This is a genomic window from Polynucleobacter sp. JS-Polo-80-F4, from assembly GCF_018881965.1.
Classification (GTDB): Bacteria; Pseudomonadota; Gammaproteobacteria; order Burkholderiales; family Burkholderiaceae; genus Polynucleobacter.
Window position 1 is genome coordinate 1,223,381 of the sequence record NZ_JACVPI010000001.1, and the last position, 21,122, is coordinate 1,244,502.

The following is a 21,122-nucleotide window of genomic DNA, read 5'->3' on the forward strand; positions in this document are numbered from 1 at the left end:
ACCCATTACAATCACTTTAAGACGACTTTTTGCAGCGCATCATCGTGGTGCGTTCTGACAAGGCGTTTTTTGAATGACCTATTAAGACGCTATGGATTTAATCCGCAATTTTTCTATCATCGCCCATATCGATCACGGCAAATCGACGCTTGCTGATCGCATTATCCAACTTTGTGGCGGCCTCTCCGATCGCGAAATGGAAGCCCAAGTTCTCGACTCAATGGATATTGAGCGTGAGCGCGGCATCACTATTAAGGCTCAAACCGCAGCTTTAAATTACAAAGCTAAAGACGGCAAGATTTACAACATCAATCTCATTGATACCCCGGGGCACGTTGACTTCTCTTACGAGGTAAGTCGTTCCTTGTCTGCCTGTGAAGGTGCACTCCTGGTGGTGGATGCTAGTCAAGGTGTTGAGGCGCAAACGGTTGCAAACTGTTACATGGCTCTGGAGTTGGGCGTTGAGGTTGTGCCAGTCCTCAATAAGATCGACTTACCCCAAGCAGATCCAGAGCGCGCTAAAAAAGAAATTGAAGACGTGATTGGTATTGATGCGTCTGAGGCTATCACTTGCTCAGCCAAAACTGGCTTGGGCGTAGCAGATGTTATCGAGGAAATGATTGCTAGGGTGCCTCCGCCAAAGGGCAATGCAACGGATCCGTTACAAGCCTTGATTATTGACTCCTGGTTTGATAACTACGTAGGTGTTGTCATGTTGGTGCGGGTTGTAAACGGCACCTTAAAGCCAAAAGAAAAAATTACATTAATGGCTAATGGTTCAAGCCATTTAGTCGAGCATGTAGGCGTGTTTAGTCCGAAGTCAGTAGATCGTCCAGAGTTATCTGCAGGTCAAGTGGGCTTTGTGATCGCTGGCATTAAAGAATTAAAAGCCGCCAAAGTAGGCGACACCGTTACACATACTCCTGGACAGCAAGGCAGAGTTCCTGCTGCCGAACCGCTACCTGGCTTTAAAGAGGTGAAGCCCCAAGTTTTTGCTGGCTTATATCCAGTAGAGGCTAGTGAGTACGATCAGTTGCGTGAGTCTCTTGAAAAGCTCAAGCTAAATGACGCTTCACTCTTGTATGAGCCAGAGGTATCTCAGGCTTTAGGTTTTGGATTCCGTTGTGGCTTCTTAGGTTTGCTCCATATGGAGATCGTACAAGAGCGTTTAGAACGCCAGTACGGCATGAATCTCATTACGACCGCCCCAACAGTGGTGTATCAAGTAGAGCAATCTGACGGCACACTCATGATGGTGGACAACCCATCCAAGATGCCTGAGGCCAGCAAGATCAACACCATTCTTGAGCCGATTGTGACGGTCAATTTATACATGCCACAAGAGTATGTAGGGGCAATGATTACCTTATGCGTAGGTAAGCGTGGCATTCAGATGGATATGAATTACTTAGGTCGTCAGGTCAAACTCACATATGAGTTACCGATGGCTGAGATTGTTTTGGACTTCTTTGACAAAATGAAATCCATCTCGCGCGGTTATGCCTCTATGGACTACGAGTTCAAAGAATATCGCCCGGCAGACGTGGTTAAGGTCGACATCCTCATTAATAGTGAGCGTGTTGATGCCCTCTCTGTGATTGTTCATAGAAGCAATAGTCAGCATCGTGGGCGCGAAGTGGTTGCCAAGATGCGCGGCATTATTCCTCGTCAAATGTTTGATGTAGCCATTCAGGCGGCAATCGGTAGCAATATCGTTGCGCGTGAAAACGTCAAAGCTTTGCGTAAAAACGTTTTGGCTAAATGCTACGGCGGGGATATCTCTCGTAAGCGTAAGTTATTAGAGAAGCAAAAAGAAGGCAAGAAACGTATGAAGCAAGTAGGTAACGTGGAAATTCCACAAGAAGCCTTCTTGGCTATTTTGCAGGTGGAGGATTAATGAACTTTGCCTTAGTTCTCTTCATCTTGGTGATTCTTTCTGGAATTGCTTGGGTTGCAGATAAATTGCACTTTGCCCCGCAAAGACGTTTGGCCGGTAATGACCGTATGCCTTTGTGGCTTGAGTACACAGCGGGCTTCTTCCCTGTAATTTGTGCGGTATTTGTATTGCGCTCCTTTATTGCCGAGCCTTTCAAGATTCCTTCTGGCTCAATGATTCCAACATTACAAATCGGCGATTTCATTTTGGTAAATAAATTCACCTATGGAATTCGTTTGCCAGTGCTTAATCAAAAAGTGGTAGATTTGGGCACCCCTAAGCGTGGTGATGTGGTTGTGTTTCGCTACCCGCGTGATGAGTCGGTTGACTACATTAAGCGCGTAGTCGCATTGCCAGGCGATGAAATCACGTATGAAAATAAGCGTCTGATCATTAATGGGCAGCCTCTGCAATACAGTGGCGGCGAGCCTTATCTCGATCCTGAGAATATGCGTTATGCGAAGCGCTTCACGGAAACTTTCCCAGCAGATTTGGGTGGCAATCGTCATGACATTCTCAATGATCCTGATCGTCCAGCTAGCGTATTCCCGACTGAGCGTTTCCCGGGTTCTGAGTTCTGTCAGTACCAACAGTCTGGCGTGACTTGCAAGGTGCCTCCAGGACATTATTTTGCAATGGGCGATAACCGTGACAATAGCGCGGACTCACGTTACTGGGGTTTTGTCCCGGATAAAAATATTGTGGGTAAAGCCTTCTTCGTTTGGCTGAACCTCGGTAATCTTGGCCGTATAGGCGGATTCGAGTAAACATCATGAATGCGCGCGCCGTTATCGAAACTGGACCGCTGCAAGAGCGCCTTGGCTATACCTTCAAGAAGCCGGAGCTACTAAATCAAGCGTTGACTCATCGCAGTCATAGCAAGAAAAATAATGAGCGACTTGAGTTTCTCGGCGACTCTATTCTCAATTGCGTTGTTGCTGAAATGCTCTATGAACGTTATTCCGACTTAGATGAGGGTGACCTCTCTCGCGTACGCGCAAATTTAGTTAAGCAACAGGCTTTATACGAAATCGCACAGACTTTATCCCTATCGGATTACTTGCGTTTAGGTGAAGGTGAATTGAAGAGTGGTGGCTTTCGTCGTCCCTCAATTCTGGCTGACACCTTAGAAGCAGTAACTGGCGCGATCTTTATGGATGGTGGTTTTGAAGCGGCTAAGGCAAGCTTACGTAAGCTGTACTCCATTATCTTGGCAAACGTTGATCCTAAAACCTTAGGCAAAGACGACAAAACCTTATTGCAAGAGTGCCTACAAGGGTATCAATTGCCATTGCCCACTTATAACGTGACTGGTACTACTGGGGCTGCACATAACCAGCAGTTTGAGGTGGAATGCTTGATCCCAAGTCATAAAGTGGCAGTCAAAGGTGAGGGTGCCTCGCGCCGTGCTGCTGAGCAAGCAGCAGCAAAGTTGGCCTTGATTGCTATGCTCAAGGCTTTGCCGCAAGAATCTCGTAAACCCAAGAAGACTCGGTCGGCTAAAAAGAAGGCAGCCAAAAAAGAAGTGACCGAAGAGCAGTTCAATCTTAAGCTGAAGGGCTAATCGTGTTTAGATGCGGCACCATCGCCATTGTTGGGCGTCCTAATATGGGTAAATCAACTCTTCTGAATGCATTAGTCGGTCAGAAGATTAGCATTACCTCCCGTAAGGCTCAAACAACACGTCATCGCATTCTAGGAATTCAGAATCGTGAAGAAGCGCAGTTCATCTTTATCGATACGCCAGGCTTTCAGACACGTTTAATGAACACCTTAAACAAAGCGCTAAACCGAACTGTCACTACTGCTTTGCAAGACGTCAACGTCGCTTGTTTTGTAGTGGAGGCCGGTTACTTTGGAGAGGATGACAAGAAGGTATTGAAGTTGTTGCCAGATGACTTGCCGGTTGTCTTGGTTCTGAATAAATTAGACCTGTTTAATAGTCGTTTTCAAACTCCATCAGAGCGAGATCAAGCTTTGCTCAGCTTTATTAAAGACATGGCTCGCCCTTGGTGTGAACTGGGTGGCCATGAAGACCAGAAGTGTGAGTTTGCTGAGATCGTACCGATGAGCGCCAAGAGTCCTGGCGATATTGAAAGATTGTTAGATGTCCTTGAGGGCTACCTGCCTGAGGCTGAGGCTGTTTATGATGGTGACACCATCACGGATCGCAGTGAGCGCTTCTTAGCGGCTGAGATTCTGCGTGAAAAAGTATTCCGCTTTACTGGGGAAGAGTTGCCTTACACCAGCACTGTAGTAATCGACCAGTTCAAGATGGATGGCAAGATGCGTCGCATTGCGGCAACCATTTTGGTTGATCGCGACAGTCATAAAGCAATGATCATTGGGCAAAAGGGTGAGCGTCTCAAGAAGATTTCTACTGATGCTCGCATCGATATGGAAAAGCTCTTTGATGGCAAAGTCTTTTTAGAGACCTGGGTCAAGGTGAAGCGCGGCTGGGCAGATGATCGTGCTGAACTACGGGCACAAGGGTTGGAATAAGTTCTGATGGCCTCGATTCGCATTGCTGACGAGCCTGCTTTTGTATTGCATAGCATTCCCTATAAAGAGACCAGCTTAATTCTGGATGTCTTTACCCGGCAATATGGTCGTATGGCTTTGATTGCTAAGGGCGCTAAGCGTCCGCACTCAACTCTAAGACCTGTATTACAACGCTTTCAACCGCTACTCGTTTCTTGGAGCGGCAAATCAGAATTGCGTACTCTAACAAAGTCCGAGTGGGTGGGGGGTACGCCCTCCTTGGTTGGTGATGCTTTGCTCTGCGGCTTCTACCTCAATGAATTGCTGGTCAAATTCTTGGCGCGTGAAGATGATTATGAAAAACTCTACGATCGCTATGCCCAAACTATCAATGCCTTGTCTAATCTGGAGTTTGAATCTAAGGGTTTAGAAGAAATTCTGCGACCATTTGAGTTATCACTCCTGCAGGAGACGGGTTATGCAGCAGCCTTGGATTGCTGCGTTGAGACCAATGAAGCACCCTTAGCTCAAGAACAATACGTCTATCAACCAGAGCGGGGTATACGTCCTGTTCAGGTAGATGATCCTGGGCACTGGCCCGTTCTTACTGGAAAATCCCTTTTAGCGATTGCGGTGGGGGATTTTTCTGATCCCGAGACGCTGTCCGAAAGTAAGCAATTAATGCGCTTTCTGCTGGGCCTGCATTTACAGGATCAGATCTTAACGACTCGCCAGATTTTGATTGATTTGAAGAAAATCTAGTAATCTACAGAGATGAACAGTCCGCAAGCTATTGAATTAGGTATCAATATCGATCACGTAGCCACCTTACGTAATGCACGAGGCACGGTCTACCCTGATCCACTTAGAGCGGCAGCCTTGGCTGAAGAAGCTGGCGCTGATTTAATCACACTGCATTTGCGTGAAGATCGTCGACATATTAAAGATGCGGATTTACTAGCACTACGCCCACTCATTAAAACGCGCATAAATCTAGAGTGTGCAGTCACCCCTGAGATGATTGATATTGCATGCAAGGTAAAACCGCACGACGTCTGTTTAGTCCCAGAGAAACGTGAAGAGGTTACAACTGAGGGTGGTTTGGATGTAGTGGGTCACTTTGATGCAGTTAAAGCTGCTACCAAGAAATTAGTTGATGCTGGCATTCGGGTGTCTTTATTTATTGACCCAGAAGAAAAGCAAATACAGGCGGCCAAAGAAGTTGGTGCAACTGTAGTGGAATTGCATACCGGTCGTTACGCAGATTTATCTGGAGCTGATCAGGCGGTAGAGCTTGAGCGTATTCGTAAAGCGGCGATATTTGGAAAAAGTATTGGCCTGAGAGTCAATGCAGGCCATGGTTTGCATGAGGGCAATGTCAAACCAGTAGCAGCTATTGTTGAATTATCCGAGCTTAATATTGGCCACGCCATTGTTGCTGAGGCTTTGTTCAAGGGATGGCAAAAAGCAATCATTGATATGAAAGCGCTGATTGCCCAAGGCAGAGCCAGTGCTTAAGAGCTAACAACAAAACCATTTACATCACATGATCATTGGTATCGGCACAGACATTCTGCAGATTGACCGCTTACAAGCGGCTTACGATCGCACTAATGGTCGCCTAGCTGAAAAAATTCTAGGTCCCGATGAAATGTTGGTATTCAAACACCGCCTTGCCAGAAATCACAAGCGTGGGATTGCGTTCTTGGCTACCCGTTTTGCTGCCAAGGAGGCTTTCTCAAAAGCGATTGGACTTGGCATGAGAATGCCCATGACATGGCGCTCACTCCAAACCTTAAATGAGCCGAGCGGCAAACCAGTGACTAGCTATTTGGGTGCCTTGGCACAATTTATGCAAGAAAAAAATTGGGAAGCTCACGTCACGGTGAGTGATGAACAAGATATGGCAATTGCGCATGTCATCGTTACTCAAAAGTAAATAAAAAAATAGTTGAAATAGAGGAAAAAATGAGTAAGTCAACCATGGCACCGGGCCCAATCACCTTAGATGTAGTCGGTCTGGAATTAACCCCCGAGGATCGTCGTCGCATCCTGCATCCTCTGACTGGGGGTGTGATTTTATTTGGCCGAAACTTTGCCAATCGTCAGCAACTTACCAAATTAACGGCTGCCATTAAGGCACTGCGCCCTGATGTCCTGATATCTATTGATCATGAGGGCGGTCGCGTTCAACGCGCTAAGACTGATGGCTTTACCCATCTTCCAGCAATGCGTCAGTTAGGTCAATTGTGGAGTGCCAAAAATAAATCAACTCATGCTGCAGAGTCTGCTGCTATAGCGATGGCTGCTGCAACAGCTTGCGGATATGTGCTTGCTACTGAACTGCGTGCTTGTGGAGTTGACTTCAGTTTTACCCCAGTGCTCGATTTAGATTTTGGCCGAAGTGGCGTGATTGGCGATCGATCTTTTAGCCGCGATCCACAAATCGTTTTTGCTTTGGCAAAAAGTCTGAATGAGGGTTTACGTCTTGCTGGTATGGCCAATTGTGGCAAACACTTTCCAGGACATGGTTGGGCTGAGGCTGATTCTCACGTGGCCATTCCGGTAGATGAGCGTCCTTTAAAAGAAATCTTGAATGATGATGCCAAGCCGTATGAGTGGTTAGATCTAAGCTTGGCTTCTGTGATGCCGGCACACGTGATTTATCCAGAGGTAGATAAGAATCCAGCGGGATTTTCTAAGATTTGGCTTCACTCCATTCTGCGTCAAGAATTGGGTTTTGAAGGGGTGATCTTTAGTGACGATCTATCTATGGAAGGTGCAAGTGTTGCAGGATCAGTAGTGAAGGGTGCAGAAATGGCGCTAGAAGCTGGTTGCGATGCGGTACTCATTTGTAATCGCCCAGACCTTGCAGACCAGCTATTAAGTAAGCTAAAGGTGTCTAAAACCAAGCTAGAAGCGTCAAAAGCGCGTTTAAATAAGTTAATGCCCACTGCGCTTGCATTAAGTTGGAAAGAATTACAAAATGAGGCGGAGTATCAGCATGCTAAAGGCTTGCTAGAGCAGTTGAACTTAATTTAACAATAATTTATTTGGAGACGAAATATGAAGAAAACTGTATTTGCATTGTCTTTATTAACGACATCTACGCTTGCGTTTAGTGCTGGAGATACGGCCTGGGGTTATCAAGGAAAAGATGGCCCTGATAACTGGGGTAATCTCAGCCAAGAATTTGCGACCTGTAAGTTAGGTCAACAGCAGGCTCCGATTGATATCCCCGCCAAGTCTGCTGCAAAAGTAACAGCAGCAATTAAGACTAATTACAAAGCTTCTTCTGGCGATGTTATTAATAATGGTCACACGATTCAGGTCGCGCTATCTGATGCTGGTGGTGCAAATCTATCGGGTGTGGATTACCAATTTTTGCAAATGCACTTTCATGCTCCAGGCGAAGAAAAGGTGGATGGTCAATCCTTTCCATTTAATGCGCATTTAGTACATAAAAGTGCTGATGGGAAACTGGCGGTAATTGGCGTTTTCTTTAAAGAGGGCGCTGAGAATGCGGCTCTAAAAGATGTCTTTGCTCAGATGCCGAGTAAAGAAGGTAAAGCAGCCTTGAAGGGTAAGTTAGATCCAGCTAGCCTGCTACCTAAATCCCTTGCCTACTATAGCTATGCAGGATCCTTAACAACTCCTCCATGTAGTGAGGGCGTGACTTTTTACATTCTCAAGACCCCAATGGAAATGTCCAAGTCCCAGTTGGAGCAGTTTAAGAAACTCTATCCAATGAATGCACGTCCAACATTCCCGTTGAACGGTCGCAAAGTAACCGAAACTAATTAATGCAAGTTAGTTAATTGAGTTGCTCGTAAAGAAGTGGTAATAAAAAAGCCCGGCATGCCGGGCTTTTTAACATCTGTAGTTAGCTAATTAGTTAGCGCGGCTACGGTATTCACCGGTGCGAGTATCGATCTCGATCTTGTCACCAGTATTGCAGAACAAAGGAACTTGCAATTCATAGCCAGTGGCCAATTTTGCGTTCTTCAATACCTTGCCTGAGCTGGTATCACCCTTAACTGCTGGCTCTGTGTAAATAATTTCACGAACCAGTGAGTTAGGCATTGCAACAGAAAGGGCTTTACCTTCGTAGAACACCACTTCGCATGGCATGCTTTCTTCGAGGTAGTTCAATGCATCACCCATGAACTCAGCTTCAACTTCGTACTGGTTGTATTCAGTATCCATAAACACATACATTGGATCTGCGAAGTAAGAGTAAGTACATTCTTTCTTATCGAGAATCACAACATCAAACTTGTCATCTGCTTTGTAAACGCCTTCGTTAGGCGCGCCAGTTAACAAATTCTTAAATTTCATTTTCACAACAGAGGAGTTGCGGCCAGAGCGGCTATATTCTGCCTTTAAAACGACTTGGGCATCAGTACCAATCATGACTACGTTACCAACGCGGAGTTCTTGTGCTGTTTTCATCTTGCTATTCCTGGGGGCAGAGCTATTTTTCTGCGGTTTTTATCAAAAACAAGATTGTAACCGCCCGCAAGCCTTTATTGCTTGGGATTAGGTGACAAAGCGGATTAAACGCGCTGGCAAGCCACCATCCGCTTGTTTTTCAAGTAAATGCTTACGCCAGGCCTTCGCATGCGTATTCCAGCTGTTTAGGTCTTTAAACCATTCGCTGGGCATCGCCCAGGTCATGGCGGCAATCGTAGCTAGCCTTAATTCTTGGCTGGCTTGCTCTAGATATAGATCTAGAAAGGCGGCTAATTTCACTTCATGGGCGCGATCCTCTTGCGGATAGATATGCCAAATAAATGGCTTACCAGCGAGCTGCGCTCGCACAAAAGAGTCTTCACCGCGCACAATATTGAAGTCGCATTGTGAAAGCACCCAATCGTATTCATCCTGAGACACGAATGGCATGGAAAGTAATTGCAGATTTTTCGGCAGTACGATGGGTTGCTCGCCGTAAAGATTTAATTGTTCGGCGTGACCGTGTGCCAGCAGGACATCAATATCTTCGCCAAGGCGCCCTAAGTCAGCTAGCCATTTTTTGAGTGGTGCTCCTGGGTAACAGAAAACACTGATCCGCTGAGCGCCTGGTCGTAAGAGAGACCAGGTAGTTTTGAGATCTTTGGGGATTTGCTTTTTAACGAGCTGGCCTTCTACTGGTATGGGGTCGAGCAATAGCCCACCCACTTCATCCTGAAAGCCGGGAAAGAAGAAATACTTCGGAATGCCGTGTGACTGAGGTGACGCCTTGCCATGAAAATCCATCACCCAGGGCTCTGCGCTTAGGTATTCCAAGTTCATGATGATGGGTTTAATAGGGGCAATAAATAGGCCTGCAAGATAGCGTTCTGGTAAGTCGCAGCCAAATGCTTCAACCACTACGTCAGGCATTTGTACTGGATGGCGGGCGTTAGCATGGCTAGCCTCCCATGGTTGTAGATCAATTTTTTGCTTAATCGATAGATCCACTCCTGATGCGAGTAAATTAAGGGTTGGCAGATCATCGCAAAAAATACGGACCTCTTGCCCATGAATGCTTGATAAGCTTCGGGCTAGACGCCAGCAAACACCAGCATCACCATAGTTATCGACGATTTGACAGAAAATATCCCAACGCATGAGTAATTCGCTTTTCGAAACCCTTCAGCAGGATGTTAAACGGCTACCCGGATTGCCGGGGGTGTATCGCTTTTTTGATGAAGCGGGACATATTCTGTATGTAGGCAAAGCTCGTAACCTTAAAAAGCGTGTTTCTAGTTATTTCCAGCGCACCCAGTTATCACCGCGTATCGAGCTGATGGTGGGCAAAATTGCTCGCTATGAGACAACGGTAACACGGACTGAAACTGAAGCCCTCATTCTAGAGAACAATCTCATTAAAGAGTTGGCGCCACCGTTCAATATTCTGTTTCGTGATGACAAGTCTTATCCCTATGTGATGTTAACAGGGCATCAGTTTCCCAGGTTATCCTCATATCGAGGAAAAGTAGATAAGCGCAATCACTACTTTGGGCCATTTCCGAATAGCTGGGCAGTTCGTAACTCAGTGCAGATCTTGCAGAAGGTGTTTCGTCTGAGGACATGTGAGGATTCTGTATTCAAGAATCGTAGTCGGCCCTGCCTTTTGCATCAGATTCATCGTTGTAGCGCCCCTTGTGTCGGCCGCTTGAGTGTTGAACAGTATGGGCAAGACGTCGCTCAAGCTACTCGATTTTTAAAAGGTGATCACAGCCAAGTGTTATCCGAGCTTGAAAGAGAAATGCATAAGCATAGTGAGGCGATGGAATTTGAGATGGCAGCGGTATTACGTGATCGGATCGCAGACCTATCTAGCGTCTTGCAACAGCAGTCCATGGATACCGTTGCTGAAGGTGAGGGTGACGTGGATGTTATCGCTGTAGAGCAAATGGAGGGTATGGTTTGCGTTAATTTGGCGATGATACGTGGTGGGCGTCACTTAGGTGATAGAGCTTATTTCCCCAAAGGATTACGCTCTACCTCCGGTGAGCTGCCTTCCCCAGCAGAAATACTAGAAGCCTTTATCACTCAGCATTATTTGGAAGAGCATGCGGATGAGACTGCTGCCAACTTAATACCGCCAGTATTGGTTTTAAATCACGCCTTGCAGTCAGCAAGCGATGATCTTACCCAGTTGAATGAATCGCCACCCGAAGATTTGCATGAATTACTCAACGCACAAGCTGGAAGGAAAATTACTTTCTTACATCAGCCTCAAGGGCAAAGACGTCATTGGCTTGCAATGGCAGAAGGTAATGCGAAGATTGCTTTGACAAAGCGCCTAGTAGAGACGGGTGGGCAGTTAGCAAGAGCGCGTGCATTAGCTGATTTGTTGAGTCTTGAATTAGAAAGTCTTGAGCAGTTACGTATTGAGTGTTTTGATATTAGCCATACTTCTGGCGAAGCAACTCAAGCGTCTTGCGTGGTCTACACCAAAAATGCGATGCAATCGAGTGAGTATCGACGTTTCAATATTAATGACATTACGCCCGGTGATGATTACGCAGCAATGCGTCAAGTCTTGCAGAGACGTTATGCTAATTTTCAAGAGCTACCAATAGAAAAAATTCCTCAAGTGATTTTGATTGATGGTGGTAAAGGCCAGGTAGAGATGGCTCGTCAGGTCTTATCTGAATTTGGCATGGACATTGGTTTGATTGTGGGTGTGGCTAAGGGCGAAGGCCGCAAGGTTGGGTTGGAGACGCTCATTTTTGCGGATGGACGCGAACCGTTGGAATTGGGTATTGATAGTGCAGCCTTGCTATTGGTAGCCCAGATAAGAGATGAAGCGCATCGCTTTGCTATTACAGGCATGCGAGCTAAGCGCGCTAAGGCGAGGACGATTTCTCGTTTAGAGGAGATCGAGGGCATTGGCGCTAAACGTCGTCAAAAGTTACTCGCTCGTTTTGGTGGTCTAAAAGGGGTTGCTAATGCCAGCATTGAGGAGATTGCCAGCGTCGAAGGTGTCTCTTTAACGCTCGCAGAGCAGATCTATCGCCAGCTTCACTAGGCGTATTAACCGTTCTTGGTTTATGCTTATCCAATGCCATTTAATCTTCCCATCGCCTTAACCTGGTTGCGTGTTGCAGCGATTCCACTCTTAGTGGCGGTGTTTTATCTTCCGAATTCTTGGCTTACCCCGTTTGAGAAGAATCTGATTGCGGCAATCATTTTTATTTCTGCAGCGATTACCGATTGGTTGGATGGCTTCTTAGCACGTCGTTTAAAACAAGAATCCGCATTTGGTCAGTTTTTAGACCCTGTCGCAGACAAACTCATTGTTGCTGCTGCTTTATTGGTGCTCTTAAACATGGATCGCGTTCAGGTTTGGGTGGCACTCATCATTATTGGTCGGGAAATTACGATCTCCGCTCTACGCGAATGGATGGCCTTGTTAGGCGCTGGAAAAAGTGTGGCAGTGCACATGGTTGGCAAACTCAAAACGACTGCTCAGTTAGTAGCTATTCCGTTTTTGTTGCTGAATGACACCTTATTTGGCTGGCTAAATTGCGCGCAAGTGGGTACCTGGTTAATTTGGATTGCCTCATTTTTAACGCTTTGGTCGATGTTCTATTACATGAAAAAGGCTTTGCCTCAGCTCGCTGGAAAAATCGACTAAGTGTCATAAAGCCCAGCCAGATAAGACTTTTAGGGTTTTTCAATTCCCTTGCATCTAAGGTTTTACAAGGAATAATGCTTTCTTGGCGATTGTTTGTTAAACTACTGCCCTGTTATGCGGGAATAGCTCAGCTGGTAGAGCGATACCTTGCCAAGGTATAGGTCGGGAGTTCGAACCTCCTTTCCCGCTCCAAGTTCGATGGGAAGCCCTCAAAAGCTTCCCATTTTTGATTCAAGAGTATGGCGCGTTGGCCGAGTGGTTAGGCAGGAGCCTGCAAAGCTTCGTACGGGGGTTCGATTCCCTCACGCGCCTCCAGTAATTTGTCTTGACGAATTGGGTGCTTCACCTAAAATACTTTTAACTATCATCAGTTAAAAGCGTCAACTACCTCAATCAATTAAAGAACACATGATCACAATTCAAACTCTCAAAGTTAGCGCTCTTGCATTATTGATTGCGGTGCTCATCAGTGGGTGCGCTAGCTCAGGCGATTCTCCTTCTGGATCACCTCAAGAGGTTCAGGAAGTCCAATCACAGTTATTGGGAGATATGTTGTTGCCACAAGGTGCGCGGTTGAATGGCACTGATTCAATCATCATTGGTCGTGGGAATGAATGGGTTGGCAGAGCTGTTGTAAATGCATTGCAAGGCGCCACTGATGTTTACGCATTTTTCCAATCTGAATATCCAAAAAGTGGCTGGACAATAGTGACCGCAGTGAAAGCAAAAACCAGTATTTTGGTTTTTACAAAGGGTGATAGAACTGCAACGATTGAAATAGTCGATGGATCACTCGGTGGGCCAAAGTCAGTCATCGTCATTACCTCATCACCGAAAAATGCGAATGTGATTGCCCCAGTTCGCAAGTAATTCAGTTAAGCAACTGCAGTAAATAAAAAAGGCCTCTAACAAGAGGCCTTTTGCTTTATGGGCTCTAACTTATAGCCCTTCAGCCCTGATTAAGCCAACAGCCTGCCCTTCAACTGCAAAGTTGGGCTGACGATCATCTACCAAAATATTTTTGAAGTCTGGATTTTCTGCTTGCAATTCAATAACCATGCCGTTCGCAGTTTTCTTTTGCTGCCAGCGTTTTACGGTGACTTCATCATCCAGGCGAGCTACAACAATATCGCCATTGCGAACCTCAGTCGTTTTTCTAACAGCTAAATAATCGCCGTCCAAAATTCCAGCATCACGCATGCTCATGCCTTTTACTTTCAGTAAGTAATCAGCACCTTTGCTAAATAAACTTGGATCAATCGGAACATGTTTTTCAATATGCTCTACTGCCATGATTGGAGAGCCAGCGGCAACTCTTCCGATTAGTGGCAATGTCAGTTGTTGTAATGCGCCAGACGGTAAAGACAGCTGACGATATTTATTGCTGTTGTGCGATTGATTAAATCGTTGTGGAATACGAATGCCACGTGAAGTTCCTGGCGTTAATTCTATGTAACCTTTTTTCGCTAGCGCACGAAGATGCTCTTCAGCTGCGTTGGCAGAAGCAAAGCCTAACTGTGTAGCAATCTCAGCACGAGTGGGCGGGAGGCCGCTCTCATCGATGGCTTTAGTGATCAACTCCAAAATCTCATTCTGGCGTGGAGTGAGCTTGGGGAGGGCAGTCAGCTCCTCCGGAAAATCGACTGTGTTTATGTCCATACTGGGATTGTATACAGCAGTATTTGATAGATCAAGCTATTTAAGGGGGATAATGGGGTATGAGCTCACTACAAGACACTCCTGAAAATTCACCCCATATCCTGGTTTTGGGTATGGGTGGCACGATTGCTGGTTTAGCATCAAGCCCAGATGAGAATCCCATGAAGTATGAAGCTGGTCAGGTCGAAGTTGCCTCTTTGCTTGCCCATATTCAATCCGCTGTGCCAGAGGGAATTAAGCTAGTGTCAAGGCAGGTTGCCAACATCAATAGTCGCAACCTCACAGAGCCCTTGCTGACGCTTTTGGGTGAAACAGTGAGAGAGGCTCTAGCAAATACGTTGGTTAAAGGGGTAGTGGTCACTCACGGAACTGACACAATTGAAGAATCGGGGATCTTTTTGCAGCTGACTTGCGGAAAAAATGCCCAAAATTTAGGCAAAAGAGTCATCTTGACTGGCGCCATGTTGCCAGCAAACGCGCCTAAGGCAGATGGCCCCTCCAACTTGCTTGATGCCATTCGTTGGGCCTCCACTCCTATTGATAACTGCCCCGGTGGTATCTACTCCGTTATGGATGGCAGAGCTTGTTTAGCCATGGATCTAGCAAAACGCCATGGAAGTGCCCTGAATGCACCCATTCAAGCATCTCCGAGTAGCTCAGCCGGGCTAATTAATCCATCCTGGCTCTCGGGCGTAAAGGCGGTTCATGCTCTTTGGGCTGAAGATCTGCCTATTCCTAAAGAGGGTGAATGGCCTTGGGTAGAGATATTGACAAGCCATGCGGGCGCTCGCTCAGAGACGATTACCCATTGGTTGGGCTCCAAAGTAAAGGGCTTAGTCCTTGCGGGCTCTGGCATGGGAGGCTTTCATGATGCATGGAAAGATTCCTTGGTTGCCGCTGTAAAGCATGGCATTGCATTGGTAAGAACCACGCGAACTGGTGCAGGCGAAACACTGCCAGATTTGCCTGAAAAGGACATCTCTGGATGCTTGGCCTCAGGCAGTCTTACTGCCCCAAGGGCCAGAATTGCACTCCAATTGTCTTTGAATGCGGAAAAACAAGCTCAAGCTGCAGGTAAATCCCTGACTTGGCAGGATTTTTTTGCTAGAATAGCGGTCTTGCCTGTTATTCGGTAAGCGCTGAAAAGCGGCTGTAAAAGTGTTGTAAGCAGTACCTACAATTTGTTACTACCTTGTCACACTGGCGCTGAGTTCACAACCATCAGAACTCAGCAAGACGCCCAGGTGACTTAATCCTTAAGGAGTGTTAGATGCGTCATTATGAAATCGTCTTTATCGTCCATCCGGACCAAAGCGAGCAAGTGCCAGCGATGATCGATCGTTACAAAGCTACATTAGCAGCTGCGGGCGGCAAAATTCATCGTATGGAAGACTGGGGTCGTCGTCAGATGGCTTACATGATCGACAAGCTTGCTAAAGCCCATTACGTTTGCATGAACATTGAGTGCGACCAGAAAACTCTGGAAGAGCTCGAGCATGCGTTCAAATTTAACGATGCTGTTTTGCGTCACCTCATTATCAAGACTAAGAAAGCTGAAACAGAGCCTTCTATCATGATGAAAGAAGTGCAACGTGAAGAAGCGCGTAAATCAGCTCAAGCCGACGCTCCTGTAGCGGCAGCCTAAGTTAGAAATTTGAAGAGGAATACACAGACTAGAAAACGTATCAGAGAAGCGGAGCGGCGTTGAATCATTTCACCCTAACTGCAATCTTGGTATCTAAAGACGCGATTCGATTTACACCAGCAGGAATACCGGTGATGCATTGCCAGCTAGAACATAGCGGCCAAGCAAACGAGGTAGGAGTGGCAAGGAAAATTCAGATGAACGTTGAAGCCATCACGATAGGTCCGGTACAAAAGGATTTAGAGCGAATGGATTTAGGTACTGAGGCAGTGTTTGAGGGATTCTTAGCACCCAAGACTCTACGTAATCAAAGACTTGTTTTCCATATTACCCATATTCAATTGAAAAATTAAAGAGGAAATCATCATGGCGTTTGGAAAGAAACCCGATTTCAAAAAGAAACCAGCTCAGAACCCATTGTTCAAGCGTAAGCGTTATTGCCGTTTTACTGTTGCTGGCGTAGAACAGATTGATTACAAAGATGTAGACACATTGAAGGACTTCATTGGCGAAAACGCCAAGATCACTCCTGCTCGTTTGACAGGCACAAAAGCTAAGTATCAGCGTCAATTAGACACTGCTATCAAGCGTGCTCGTTACTTGGCTTTATTGCCATTCTCCGATCAACATAAGAAATAATTGGGAGCCCTCAATGCAAATCATTCTTTTAGAAAAAGTAACTAACCTGGGCAACCTTGGCGACGTAGTTCGCGTTAAAGACGGTTTCGCTCGTAACTTTTTAATCCCACAACGCAAAGCGCGTCGTGCAACTGAGGCAGCAATTGCTGACTTTGCAGTTCGCCGTGCTGAGTTGGAAAAATTGGCTGCTGAGAAATTGGCTGCCGCTGAAGCAGTTGGTATCAAGCTCAAAGACTTGGTTCTTGAAATTGGTCAAAAAGCGGGCGTTGATGGTCGTTTGTTTGGTTCTGTAACCAACCATGACATCGCCGATGCTTTGAAAGCTAAAGGCTTCATCATTGAGAAGTCTTCAGTTCGCATGCCTACTGGCCCATTGAAAATGGTTGGTGATCATCCTGTAGCGGTTGCTGTTCATACCGACGTAGTTGCAGACATCACTATTCGTGTTGTTGGCGAGCAAGCTTAAGTTTTAGCACTGTAAATAAGCCACATGGCTGAATCCCGTTCACGTTCCGTTACGCTGAATCCCGGCATGATGGGTTCTGGGGATCCAGTCGTGCAGGCTTTAAAAGTCCCGCCGCATTCTGTAGAAGCCGAGCAATCTTTGCTCGGCGGTCTACTGATCGATAACTCTTCTTGGGATAACCTGGGTGGAGTATTAAACGATAAAGATTTCTATCGCCCCGAACATGCTTTGATCTACAAAGCAATTGCTCGTTTGGTTGGCGACAATCATCCCGCTGACGTTATTACTGTTCATGATGCAATTAAGTCTGAACAGGGTGGTGACTTAGTTGGTATTGATTACCTAAATTCATTAGCGCAAAACACACCAAGTGCGGCAAACATTAAAGGCTATGCCGATATTGTTCGTGACCGCAGTATTTTACGTCGCTTGATCGAAGTGTCCGACAGCATTGTGAATTCTGCATTTGTTCCAGAGGGCCGCACAGTCAGAACCTTGTTGGATGAAGCTGAATCACGCATTCTTCAGATTGGTGAAGAGGGTAGTCGTAAGGCTGACTATCTTGAGATTGAGCCTTTGCTCAAAGCGGTGGTTGCCCGTATTGATGAGCTCTATAACCGCCAAGGCGGTAGTGACATTACCGGTATTGCCACAGGCTTTATTGATTTAGATAAGCAAACTAGCGGTCTGCAAAAAGGCGATTTGGTGATTATTGCCGGAAGACCGTCGATGGGAAAAACGGCGATGGCGTTGAACATTGCTGAAAACGTAGCTTTAGCCGAAGGTTTGCCGGTAGTTATATTTTCGATGGAGATGTCGGGTGAGCAATTAGCCGCACGTTTATTAGGTTCAGTAGGGCGCGTTGATCAAAGTCGCATGCGTACCGGTAAGCTACAAGACGATGAGTGGCCACGTGTTACTGATGCTATTGCGCGTTTAAGCAATACCCAAATTTTGATTGATGAGACTGGCTCTTTATCCAGCTTAGAGTTGCGTGCTCGTGCACGTCGTATCGCCAGAAACTTTGGTGGCACGCTCGGATTAGTGGTGATTGATTACTTGCAGTTGATGAGCGGCTCTGGTTCTGAGAATCGTGCAACTGAGATTTCAGAAATCTCCCGCTCACTCAAATCACTCGCAAAAGAATTGCAGTGCCCAGTAGTTGCGCTCTCCCAGTTAAATCGTGGTCTTGAGCAACGCCCTAATAAGCGTCCGATCATGTCGGACTTGCGTGAGTCAGGCGCTATCGAGCAAGATGCCGACTTAATTATGTTCATCTATCGTGATGAGGTGTATCACCCAGATACCACTACTGATAAAGGTATAGCTGAGATCATCATCGGCAAGCAGCGTAATGGCCCAATTGGAACTATTCGGGTAAGCTGGCAAGGTCCATATACTAAGTTTGATAACTTGGCGATGGGCTCTGTTGGTTATTCGTCTGGTGGTTATGAGCCGTTCTAAGCAAAAAAATAAACAGACACAAATAAACAGTCAAAGAAAAAGCCTCACAGTGTGAGGCTTTTTTAATGCAGAAAATTGGTCTGATCAAAATAGATTAAATAACTAACCTTATTTTGCGCCTTCACATTTCTTGATGGAAGCGGCCTTAGCTGCGCCATAGAGTGGTTTACCTTCTTTGCTTACCGCTTTAGCTTCACAATCATTCGGCTTTGCATCACCCATACATTTCTTAATGGATGCATCTTTAGCAGCACCATAGAGTGGTTTACCTTCTTTGCTTACTGCTTTAGCTTCACAAGCTGCTTGGTCAGCAAAGGCGTATGTTGGAACTGCAAAACTCAGTGCAATACTTAAAGCGATGATGATTTTTTTCATGGCAACTCCAGTTGTGAGTATTTCAGTTAATAGGCTACTTATAAGTACTGTAATCAAAATTTAAGTATTTGGAAACATAGGGAAAGTGCTATTCACCATAAAGTAGGCAATATCAGGGCACTATACGGCGTGCTTCAGTAAATTTAGCGGCCCAATATGGCGTAGTGATGTAATCGAGGCGCACAGTTCCACCAGCGCTAGGCGCGTGTACAAATCTGCCTTGCCCCACATAGATTCCAGCATGAGAGTATTTTTCTCCAGTGGTGTTGAAGAACACCAAGTCTCCTGGAGCCGGAGGTTGACCTTCAATACTTACACCCTTAGTACTCATCAATTGAATGGTGCGTGGTAGTTTGATCCCTGCCGCTTTGTTATAGACATACACAATCAGTCCGCTGCAATCAAAACCGCCTTTGGGGGTATTGCCACCATATCGGTAAGGAGCATCTACCAAGCCAACCGCTGCTATAGAAATATCCTCAGTACCAACACTCGTATCTTGTTTGAATTGAGAAACTTTTGCAGTGTTTGGCTTACCGCTGAATGTGCCGCATCCGCTTAGGATGAGTAAGCTACAAATAAAAATGCCGCACCCCAGGAGAGTGCGGCATGAGAGGGATTGCTTAGAGTGCGTCAGCAGCATGATCCGCAAGACGTGAACGCTCGCCGCGTGCCAAAGTCACATGACCACCATGACGCCAGCCTTTGAAGCGATCCACCACGTAGGTTAGACCAGACGATCCTTCGGTTAAGTAAGGAGTATCAATCTGAGCAATATTACCTAAGCAAACAATTTTGGTTCCAGGACCTGCACGAGTCACCAAGGTCTTCATTTGTTTAGGTGTGAGATTTTGTGCTTCATCAATGATGACAAATTTGCTGACAAACGTTCTGCCGCGCATAAAGTTCATGCTCTTTACCTTAATGCGTGAACGAATCAACTCTTGAGTCGCGGCACGACCCCATTCACCGGCACCGCCATCCTCATTACGTTGCAACACTTCGAGGTTGTCGTCAAACGCACCCATCCAAGGCTGCATTTTCTCTTCTTCGGTACCTGGTAGGAAGCCGATATCTTCGCCAACTGGCACAGTGGCACGAGTAATAATGATTTCGTTATAGCGTTTGCTATCCAGTACCTGTTCAAGACCAGCAGCCAAAGCTAGCAAGGTTTTACCGGTACCAGCTTGGCCTAGTAGGGTCACAAAATCGACGTCTGGGTTCATGAGTAAGTTCATGGCGAAGTTTTGCTCACGATTACGCGCTGTCACGCTCCAGACATTATTTTTCTGATGAGAGAAGTCTCTCAATGTTTGCAGTAGAGCGGTCTTGCCATTAATCTCTTTCACCTGTGCGTAGAAGGGTGTAGAGCCATCCGGATTTTCTTGATAGACAAACTGGTTGACCAACATGCTTTGTACAGTCGGTCCGGTGACTCGATAGAACATCGTGCCAGATTTAGAGTCAGCCCAGCTTTCCATATCCTTGCCATGCTTCGGCCAAAAATCTGCTGGCAATGACATCACACCGGCATACATTAGGTCACGATCTTCTAAGACCTGATCATTGAAGTAGTCTTCAGCAGGCAAACCTAGTGCGCGGGCTTTAATGCGCATATTGATATCTTTGGATACCAATACGACTTCTTGACCTTTGCGAGTTTTTTGCAGCTCACTCACTACAGCCAAAATCATGTTGTCACCCTTACCTTCGGGTAAGCCTTCAGGCAATGCTTGTGTAGAGAATTTGGTTTGGAAGAAGAGGCGACCAGTTACATCCTGGTTACCAAGCTTATTCAGGGGGATGCCTTCATCTAGAGTGCCGCTAGTGCCAGCAATCAGTTGATCTAAGGATCTGCTGACGGTACGGGCGTTGCGGGCTACCTCAGTCATACCTTTCTTGTGATTGTCCAGTTCCTCAAGAGTGGTCATCGGCAAGTAAAGGTCGTGCTCAGAGAAGCGGAATAAAGAGCTTGGATCATGCATCAATACGTTGGTATCGAGTACGAACAAGCTAGGAGGTCCGGTGCGAATAATCCGTTTAGGTTTCGCTGGCGCAGCTGCTTTGTTCTCGTTGCGCTCATTACGCTGATGATGAACAGGGCGATGATCCGCCTTAATTTTTTCAAGAGCCACTTCTGCTGCAGATAAATCTTCCTCTGCATCATTGGTCCAATCAACAGCTTCCACTACCACTGGTTTTGCTTGAGCAGGACGTTTCTTTAAGTCGGGAGTATCTTTGCGACTGAGCTTCACTTGATCAGCAATTTGAGTGGGGATTGGGGGCAGTGGCATGGGCTCTCCTAAAAGAAAAAACCGCCAAGCGGAGT

The 21,122-nt window shown here is 46.3% G+C and carries 23 protein-coding genes, 2 tRNA genes and 1 pseudogene; 20 read left to right on the forward strand and 6 right to left on the reverse strand.

The window, feature by feature from the left end; translation table 11 throughout:
• Window positions 1-91: 91 nt before the first annotated feature.
• From lepA to ICN20_RS06370, 9 genes are read left to right on the forward strand one after another with little or no spacing between them, the layout of a single operon-like run.
• Window positions 92-1,897 carry a translation elongation factor 4 gene (lepA, locus tag ICN20_RS06330; RefSeq protein WP_216233655.1) on the forward strand — a complete coding sequence of 602 codons (1,806 nt, stop codon included), beginning with the start codon at window positions 92-94 and terminating at the stop codon, window positions 1,895-1,897.
• Window positions 1,897-2,703: a signal peptidase I gene (gene lepB / locus ICN20_RS06335; protein ID WP_216238884.1), complete on the forward strand. Its 807-nt coding sequence runs from the start codon at window positions 1,897-1,899 to the stop codon at window positions 2,701-2,703. The genes lepA and lepB overlap by 1 nt, the downstream gene beginning before the upstream one ends.
• Before the next feature lie 5 nt (window positions 2,704-2,708).
• Entirely contained in the window at window positions 2,709-3,500 is a 792-nt protein-coding gene (rnc, locus tag ICN20_RS06340) for a ribonuclease III (RefSeq protein ID WP_072583134.1), read from the forward strand.
• Window positions 3,501-3,544: 44 nt separating this feature from the next.
• Window positions 3,545-4,438 carry a GTPase Era gene (gene era, locus ICN20_RS06345; RefSeq protein WP_216860192.1) on the forward strand — a complete coding sequence of 298 codons (894 nt, stop codon included), beginning with the start codon at window positions 3,545-3,547 and terminating at the stop codon, window positions 4,436-4,438.
• Window positions 4,439-4,444: 6 nt separating this feature from the next.
• A complete protein-coding gene (recO, locus tag ICN20_RS06350) occupies window positions 4,445-5,179 on the forward strand; it encodes a DNA repair protein RecO (protein WP_216238886.1) in 735 nt (244 codons plus the stop codon).
• A 12-nt stretch (window positions 5,180-5,191) separates the two neighbouring features.
• A complete protein-coding gene (gene pdxJ / locus ICN20_RS06355; RefSeq protein ID WP_216238887.1) occupies window positions 5,192-5,935 on the forward strand; it encodes a pyridoxine 5'-phosphate synthase in 744 nt (247 codons plus the stop codon).
• Between the two features lie 28 nt (window positions 5,936-5,963).
• Window positions 5,964-6,356: a holo-ACP synthase gene (gene acpS, locus ICN20_RS06360; protein ID WP_216238889.1), complete on the forward strand. Its 393-nt coding sequence runs from the start codon at window positions 5,964-5,966 to the stop codon at window positions 6,354-6,356.
• 29 nt (window positions 6,357-6,385) lie between these two features.
• Window positions 6,386-7,459: a beta-N-acetylhexosaminidase gene (gene nagZ / locus ICN20_RS06365; RefSeq protein ID WP_216238891.1), complete on the forward strand. Its 1,074-nt coding sequence runs from the start codon at window positions 6,386-6,388 to the stop codon at window positions 7,457-7,459.
• Window positions 7,460-7,483: 24 nt separating this feature from the next.
• Window positions 7,484-8,221: a carbonic anhydrase gene (locus ICN20_RS06370; RefSeq protein WP_216238894.1), complete on the forward strand. Its 738-nt coding sequence runs from the start codon at window positions 7,484-7,486 to the stop codon at window positions 8,219-8,221.
• 87 nt (window positions 8,222-8,308) lie between these two features.
• Here ICN20_RS06370 and efp read toward each other — a convergent pair whose 3' ends face one another.
• Window positions 8,309-8,869: an elongation factor P gene (efp, locus tag ICN20_RS06375; RefSeq protein ID WP_072583128.1), complete on the reverse strand. Its 561-nt coding sequence runs from the start codon at window positions 8,867-8,869 to the stop codon at window positions 8,309-8,311.
• 87 nt (window positions 8,870-8,956) lie between these two features.
• Complete coding sequence (gene earP / locus ICN20_RS06380) at window positions 8,957-10,027, reverse strand: elongation factor P maturation arginine rhamnosyltransferase EarP (RefSeq protein WP_216238895.1); 1,071 nt, start codon at window positions 10,025-10,027, stop codon at window positions 8,957-8,959.
• On the opposite strand from earP, the gene uvrC reads away from it, so the two are divergent.
• The 5 genes from uvrC to ICN20_RS06405 all read left to right on the forward strand — a co-directional run bounded on the left by uvrC (window position 10,026) and on the right by ICN20_RS06405 (window position 13,415).
• On the forward strand, window positions 10,026-11,936 hold the full coding sequence (gene uvrC, locus ICN20_RS06385) for an excinuclease ABC subunit UvrC (protein ID WP_216238896.1): 1,911 nt from the start codon (window positions 10,026-10,028) through the stop codon (window positions 11,934-11,936). The genes earP and uvrC overlap by 2 nt on opposite strands.
• 33 nt (window positions 11,937-11,969) lie before the next feature.
• A complete protein-coding gene (gene pgsA / locus ICN20_RS06390) occupies window positions 11,970-12,545 on the forward strand; it encodes a CDP-diacylglycerol--glycerol-3-phosphate 3-phosphatidyltransferase (RefSeq protein WP_216151773.1) in 576 nt (191 codons plus the stop codon).
• A gap of 116 nt (window positions 12,546-12,661) precedes the next feature.
• Window positions 12,662-12,737, forward strand: a tRNA-Gly gene (locus ICN20_RS06395).
• A 49-nt stretch (window positions 12,738-12,786) separates the two neighbouring features.
• Window positions 12,787-12,860: transfer RNA gene (locus tag ICN20_RS06400), tRNA-Cys, on the forward strand.
• 93 nt (window positions 12,861-12,953) lie between these two features.
• Window positions 12,954-13,415: a hypothetical protein gene (locus ICN20_RS06405; RefSeq protein WP_216238900.1), complete on the forward strand. Its 462-nt coding sequence runs from the start codon at window positions 12,954-12,956 to the stop codon at window positions 13,413-13,415.
• Between the two features lie 69 nt (window positions 13,416-13,484).
• Here ICN20_RS06405 and lexA read toward each other — a convergent pair whose 3' ends face one another.
• On the reverse strand, window positions 13,485-14,204 hold the full coding sequence (gene lexA / locus ICN20_RS06410) for a transcriptional repressor LexA (RefSeq protein WP_216238901.1): 720 nt from the start codon (window positions 14,202-14,204) through the stop codon (window positions 13,485-13,487).
• Between the two features lie 59 nt (window positions 14,205-14,263).
• Here lexA and ICN20_RS06415 point away from each other — a divergent pair, with 59 nt between their 5' ends.
• From ICN20_RS06415 to dnaB, 6 genes are all read left to right on the forward strand, one after another.
• Window positions 14,264-15,340, forward strand: a complete 1,077-nt coding sequence (locus tag ICN20_RS06415; protein WP_216238902.1) for an asparaginase — start codon at window positions 14,264-14,266, stop codon at window positions 15,338-15,340.
• Between the two features lie 134 nt (window positions 15,341-15,474).
• The gene (rpsF, locus tag ICN20_RS06420; protein ID WP_215361101.1) at window positions 15,475-15,849 is read left to right on the forward strand and encodes a 30S ribosomal protein S6; all 375 of its coding nucleotides are present in this window, start codon (window positions 15,475-15,477) and stop codon (window positions 15,847-15,849) included.
• 59 nt (window positions 15,850-15,908) lie between these two features.
• Window positions 15,909-16,202: a primosomal replication protein N gene (gene priB, locus ICN20_RS06425; RefSeq protein WP_216238906.1), complete on the forward strand. Its 294-nt coding sequence runs from the start codon at window positions 15,909-15,911 to the stop codon at window positions 16,200-16,202.
• Between the two features lie 13 nt (window positions 16,203-16,215).
• Entirely contained in the window at window positions 16,216-16,488 is a 273-nt protein-coding gene (gene rpsR, locus ICN20_RS06430) for a 30S ribosomal protein S18 (protein ID WP_011902267.1), read from the forward strand.
• A 13-nt stretch (window positions 16,489-16,501) separates the two neighbouring features.
• Window positions 16,502-16,954: a 50S ribosomal protein L9 gene (gene rplI / locus ICN20_RS06435; protein ID WP_216238907.1), complete on the forward strand. Its 453-nt coding sequence runs from the start codon at window positions 16,502-16,504 to the stop codon at window positions 16,952-16,954.
• Window positions 16,955-16,978: 24 nt separating this feature from the next.
• Complete coding sequence (gene dnaB / locus ICN20_RS06440) at window positions 16,979-18,418, forward strand: replicative DNA helicase (RefSeq protein ID WP_370623405.1); 1,440 nt, start codon at window positions 16,979-16,981, stop codon at window positions 18,416-18,418.
• A 108-nt stretch (window positions 18,419-18,526) separates the two neighbouring features.
• Here the strand turns inward: dnaB and ICN20_RS06445 are convergent, their stop codons facing one another.
• The 3 genes and pseudogenes from ICN20_RS06445 to ICN20_RS06455 all read right to left on the reverse strand — a co-directional run bounded on the left by ICN20_RS06445 (window position 18,527) and on the right by ICN20_RS06455 (window position 21,087).
• Window positions 18,527-18,793, reverse strand: coding sequence for a hypothetical protein (locus ICN20_RS06445; RefSeq protein WP_216238908.1), 267 nt, complete (start codon window positions 18,791-18,793; stop codon window positions 18,527-18,529).
• Between the two features lie 115 nt (window positions 18,794-18,908).
• Window positions 18,909-19,292, reverse strand: a pseudogene (locus ICN20_RS06450) (C40 family peptidase); the annotation flags it as partial.
• A gap of 124 nt (window positions 19,293-19,416) precedes the next feature.
• Window positions 19,417-21,087, reverse strand: a complete 1,671-nt coding sequence (locus tag ICN20_RS06455) for a PhoH family protein (protein ID WP_216238911.1) — start codon at window positions 21,085-21,087, stop codon at window positions 19,417-19,419.
• Between the last annotated feature and the right edge of the window lie 35 nt (window positions 21,088-21,122).

Coding starts and splice junctions, on each gene's coding strand:
- lepA (WP_216233655.1), top strand. CDS start 92: ATGGATTTAATCCGCAATTTTTCTATCATCGCCCATATCGATCACGGC.
- lepB (WP_216238884.1), top strand. CDS start 1,897: ATGAACTTTGCCTTAGTTCTCTTCATCTTGGTGATTCTTTCTGGAATT.
- rnc (WP_072583134.1), top strand. CDS start 2,709: ATGAATGCGCGCGCCGTTATCGAAACTGGACCGCTGCAAGAGCGCCTT.
- era (WP_216860192.1), top strand. CDS start 3,545: ATGGGTAAATCAACTCTTCTGAATGCATTAGTCGGTCAGAAGATTAGC.
- recO (WP_216238886.1), top strand. CDS start 4,445: ATGGCCTCGATTCGCATTGCTGACGAGCCTGCTTTTGTATTGCATAGC.
- pdxJ (WP_216238887.1), top strand. CDS start 5,192: ATGAACAGTCCGCAAGCTATTGAATTAGGTATCAATATCGATCACGTA.
- acpS (WP_216238889.1), top strand. CDS start 5,964: ATGATCATTGGTATCGGCACAGACATTCTGCAGATTGACCGCTTACAA.
- nagZ (WP_216238891.1), top strand. CDS start 6,386: ATGAGTAAGTCAACCATGGCACCGGGCCCAATCACCTTAGATGTAGTC.
- ICN20_RS06370 (WP_216238894.1), top strand. CDS start 7,484: ATGAAGAAAACTGTATTTGCATTGTCTTTATTAACGACATCTACGCTT.
- efp (WP_072583128.1), bottom strand. CDS start 8,869: ATGAAAACAGCACAAGAACTCCGCGTTGGTAACGTAGTCATGATTGGT.
- uvrC (WP_216238896.1), top strand. CDS start 10,026: ATGAGTAATTCGCTTTTCGAAACCCTTCAGCAGGATGTTAAACGGCTA.
- earP (WP_216238895.1), bottom strand. CDS start 10,027: ATGCGTTGGGATATTTTCTGTCAAATCGTCGATAACTATGGTGATGCT.
- pgsA (WP_216151773.1), top strand. CDS start 11,970: ATGCCATTTAATCTTCCCATCGCCTTAACCTGGTTGCGTGTTGCAGCG.
- ICN20_RS06405 (WP_216238900.1), top strand. CDS start 12,954: ATGATCACAATTCAAACTCTCAAAGTTAGCGCTCTTGCATTATTGATT.
- lexA (WP_216238901.1), bottom strand. CDS start 14,204: ATGGACATAAACACAGTCGATTTTCCGGAGGAGCTGACTGCCCTCCCC.
- ICN20_RS06415 (WP_216238902.1), top strand. CDS start 14,264: ATGAGCTCACTACAAGACACTCCTGAAAATTCACCCCATATCCTGGTT.
- rpsF (WP_215361101.1), top strand. CDS start 15,475: ATGCGTCATTATGAAATCGTCTTTATCGTCCATCCGGACCAAAGCGAG.
- rpsR (WP_011902267.1), top strand. CDS start 16,216: ATGGCGTTTGGAAAGAAACCCGATTTCAAAAAGAAACCAGCTCAGAAC.
- rplI (WP_216238907.1), top strand. CDS start 16,502: ATGCAAATCATTCTTTTAGAAAAAGTAACTAACCTGGGCAACCTTGGC.
- dnaB (WP_370623405.1), top strand. CDS start 16,979: ATGGCTGAATCCCGTTCACGTTCCGTTACGCTGAATCCCGGCATGATG.
- ICN20_RS06445 (WP_216238908.1), bottom strand. CDS start 18,793: ATGAAAAAAATCATCATCGCTTTAAGTATTGCACTGAGTTTTGCAGTT.
- ICN20_RS06455 (WP_216238911.1), bottom strand. CDS start 21,087: ATGCCACTGCCCCCAATCCCCACTCAAATTGCTGATCAAGTGAAGCTC.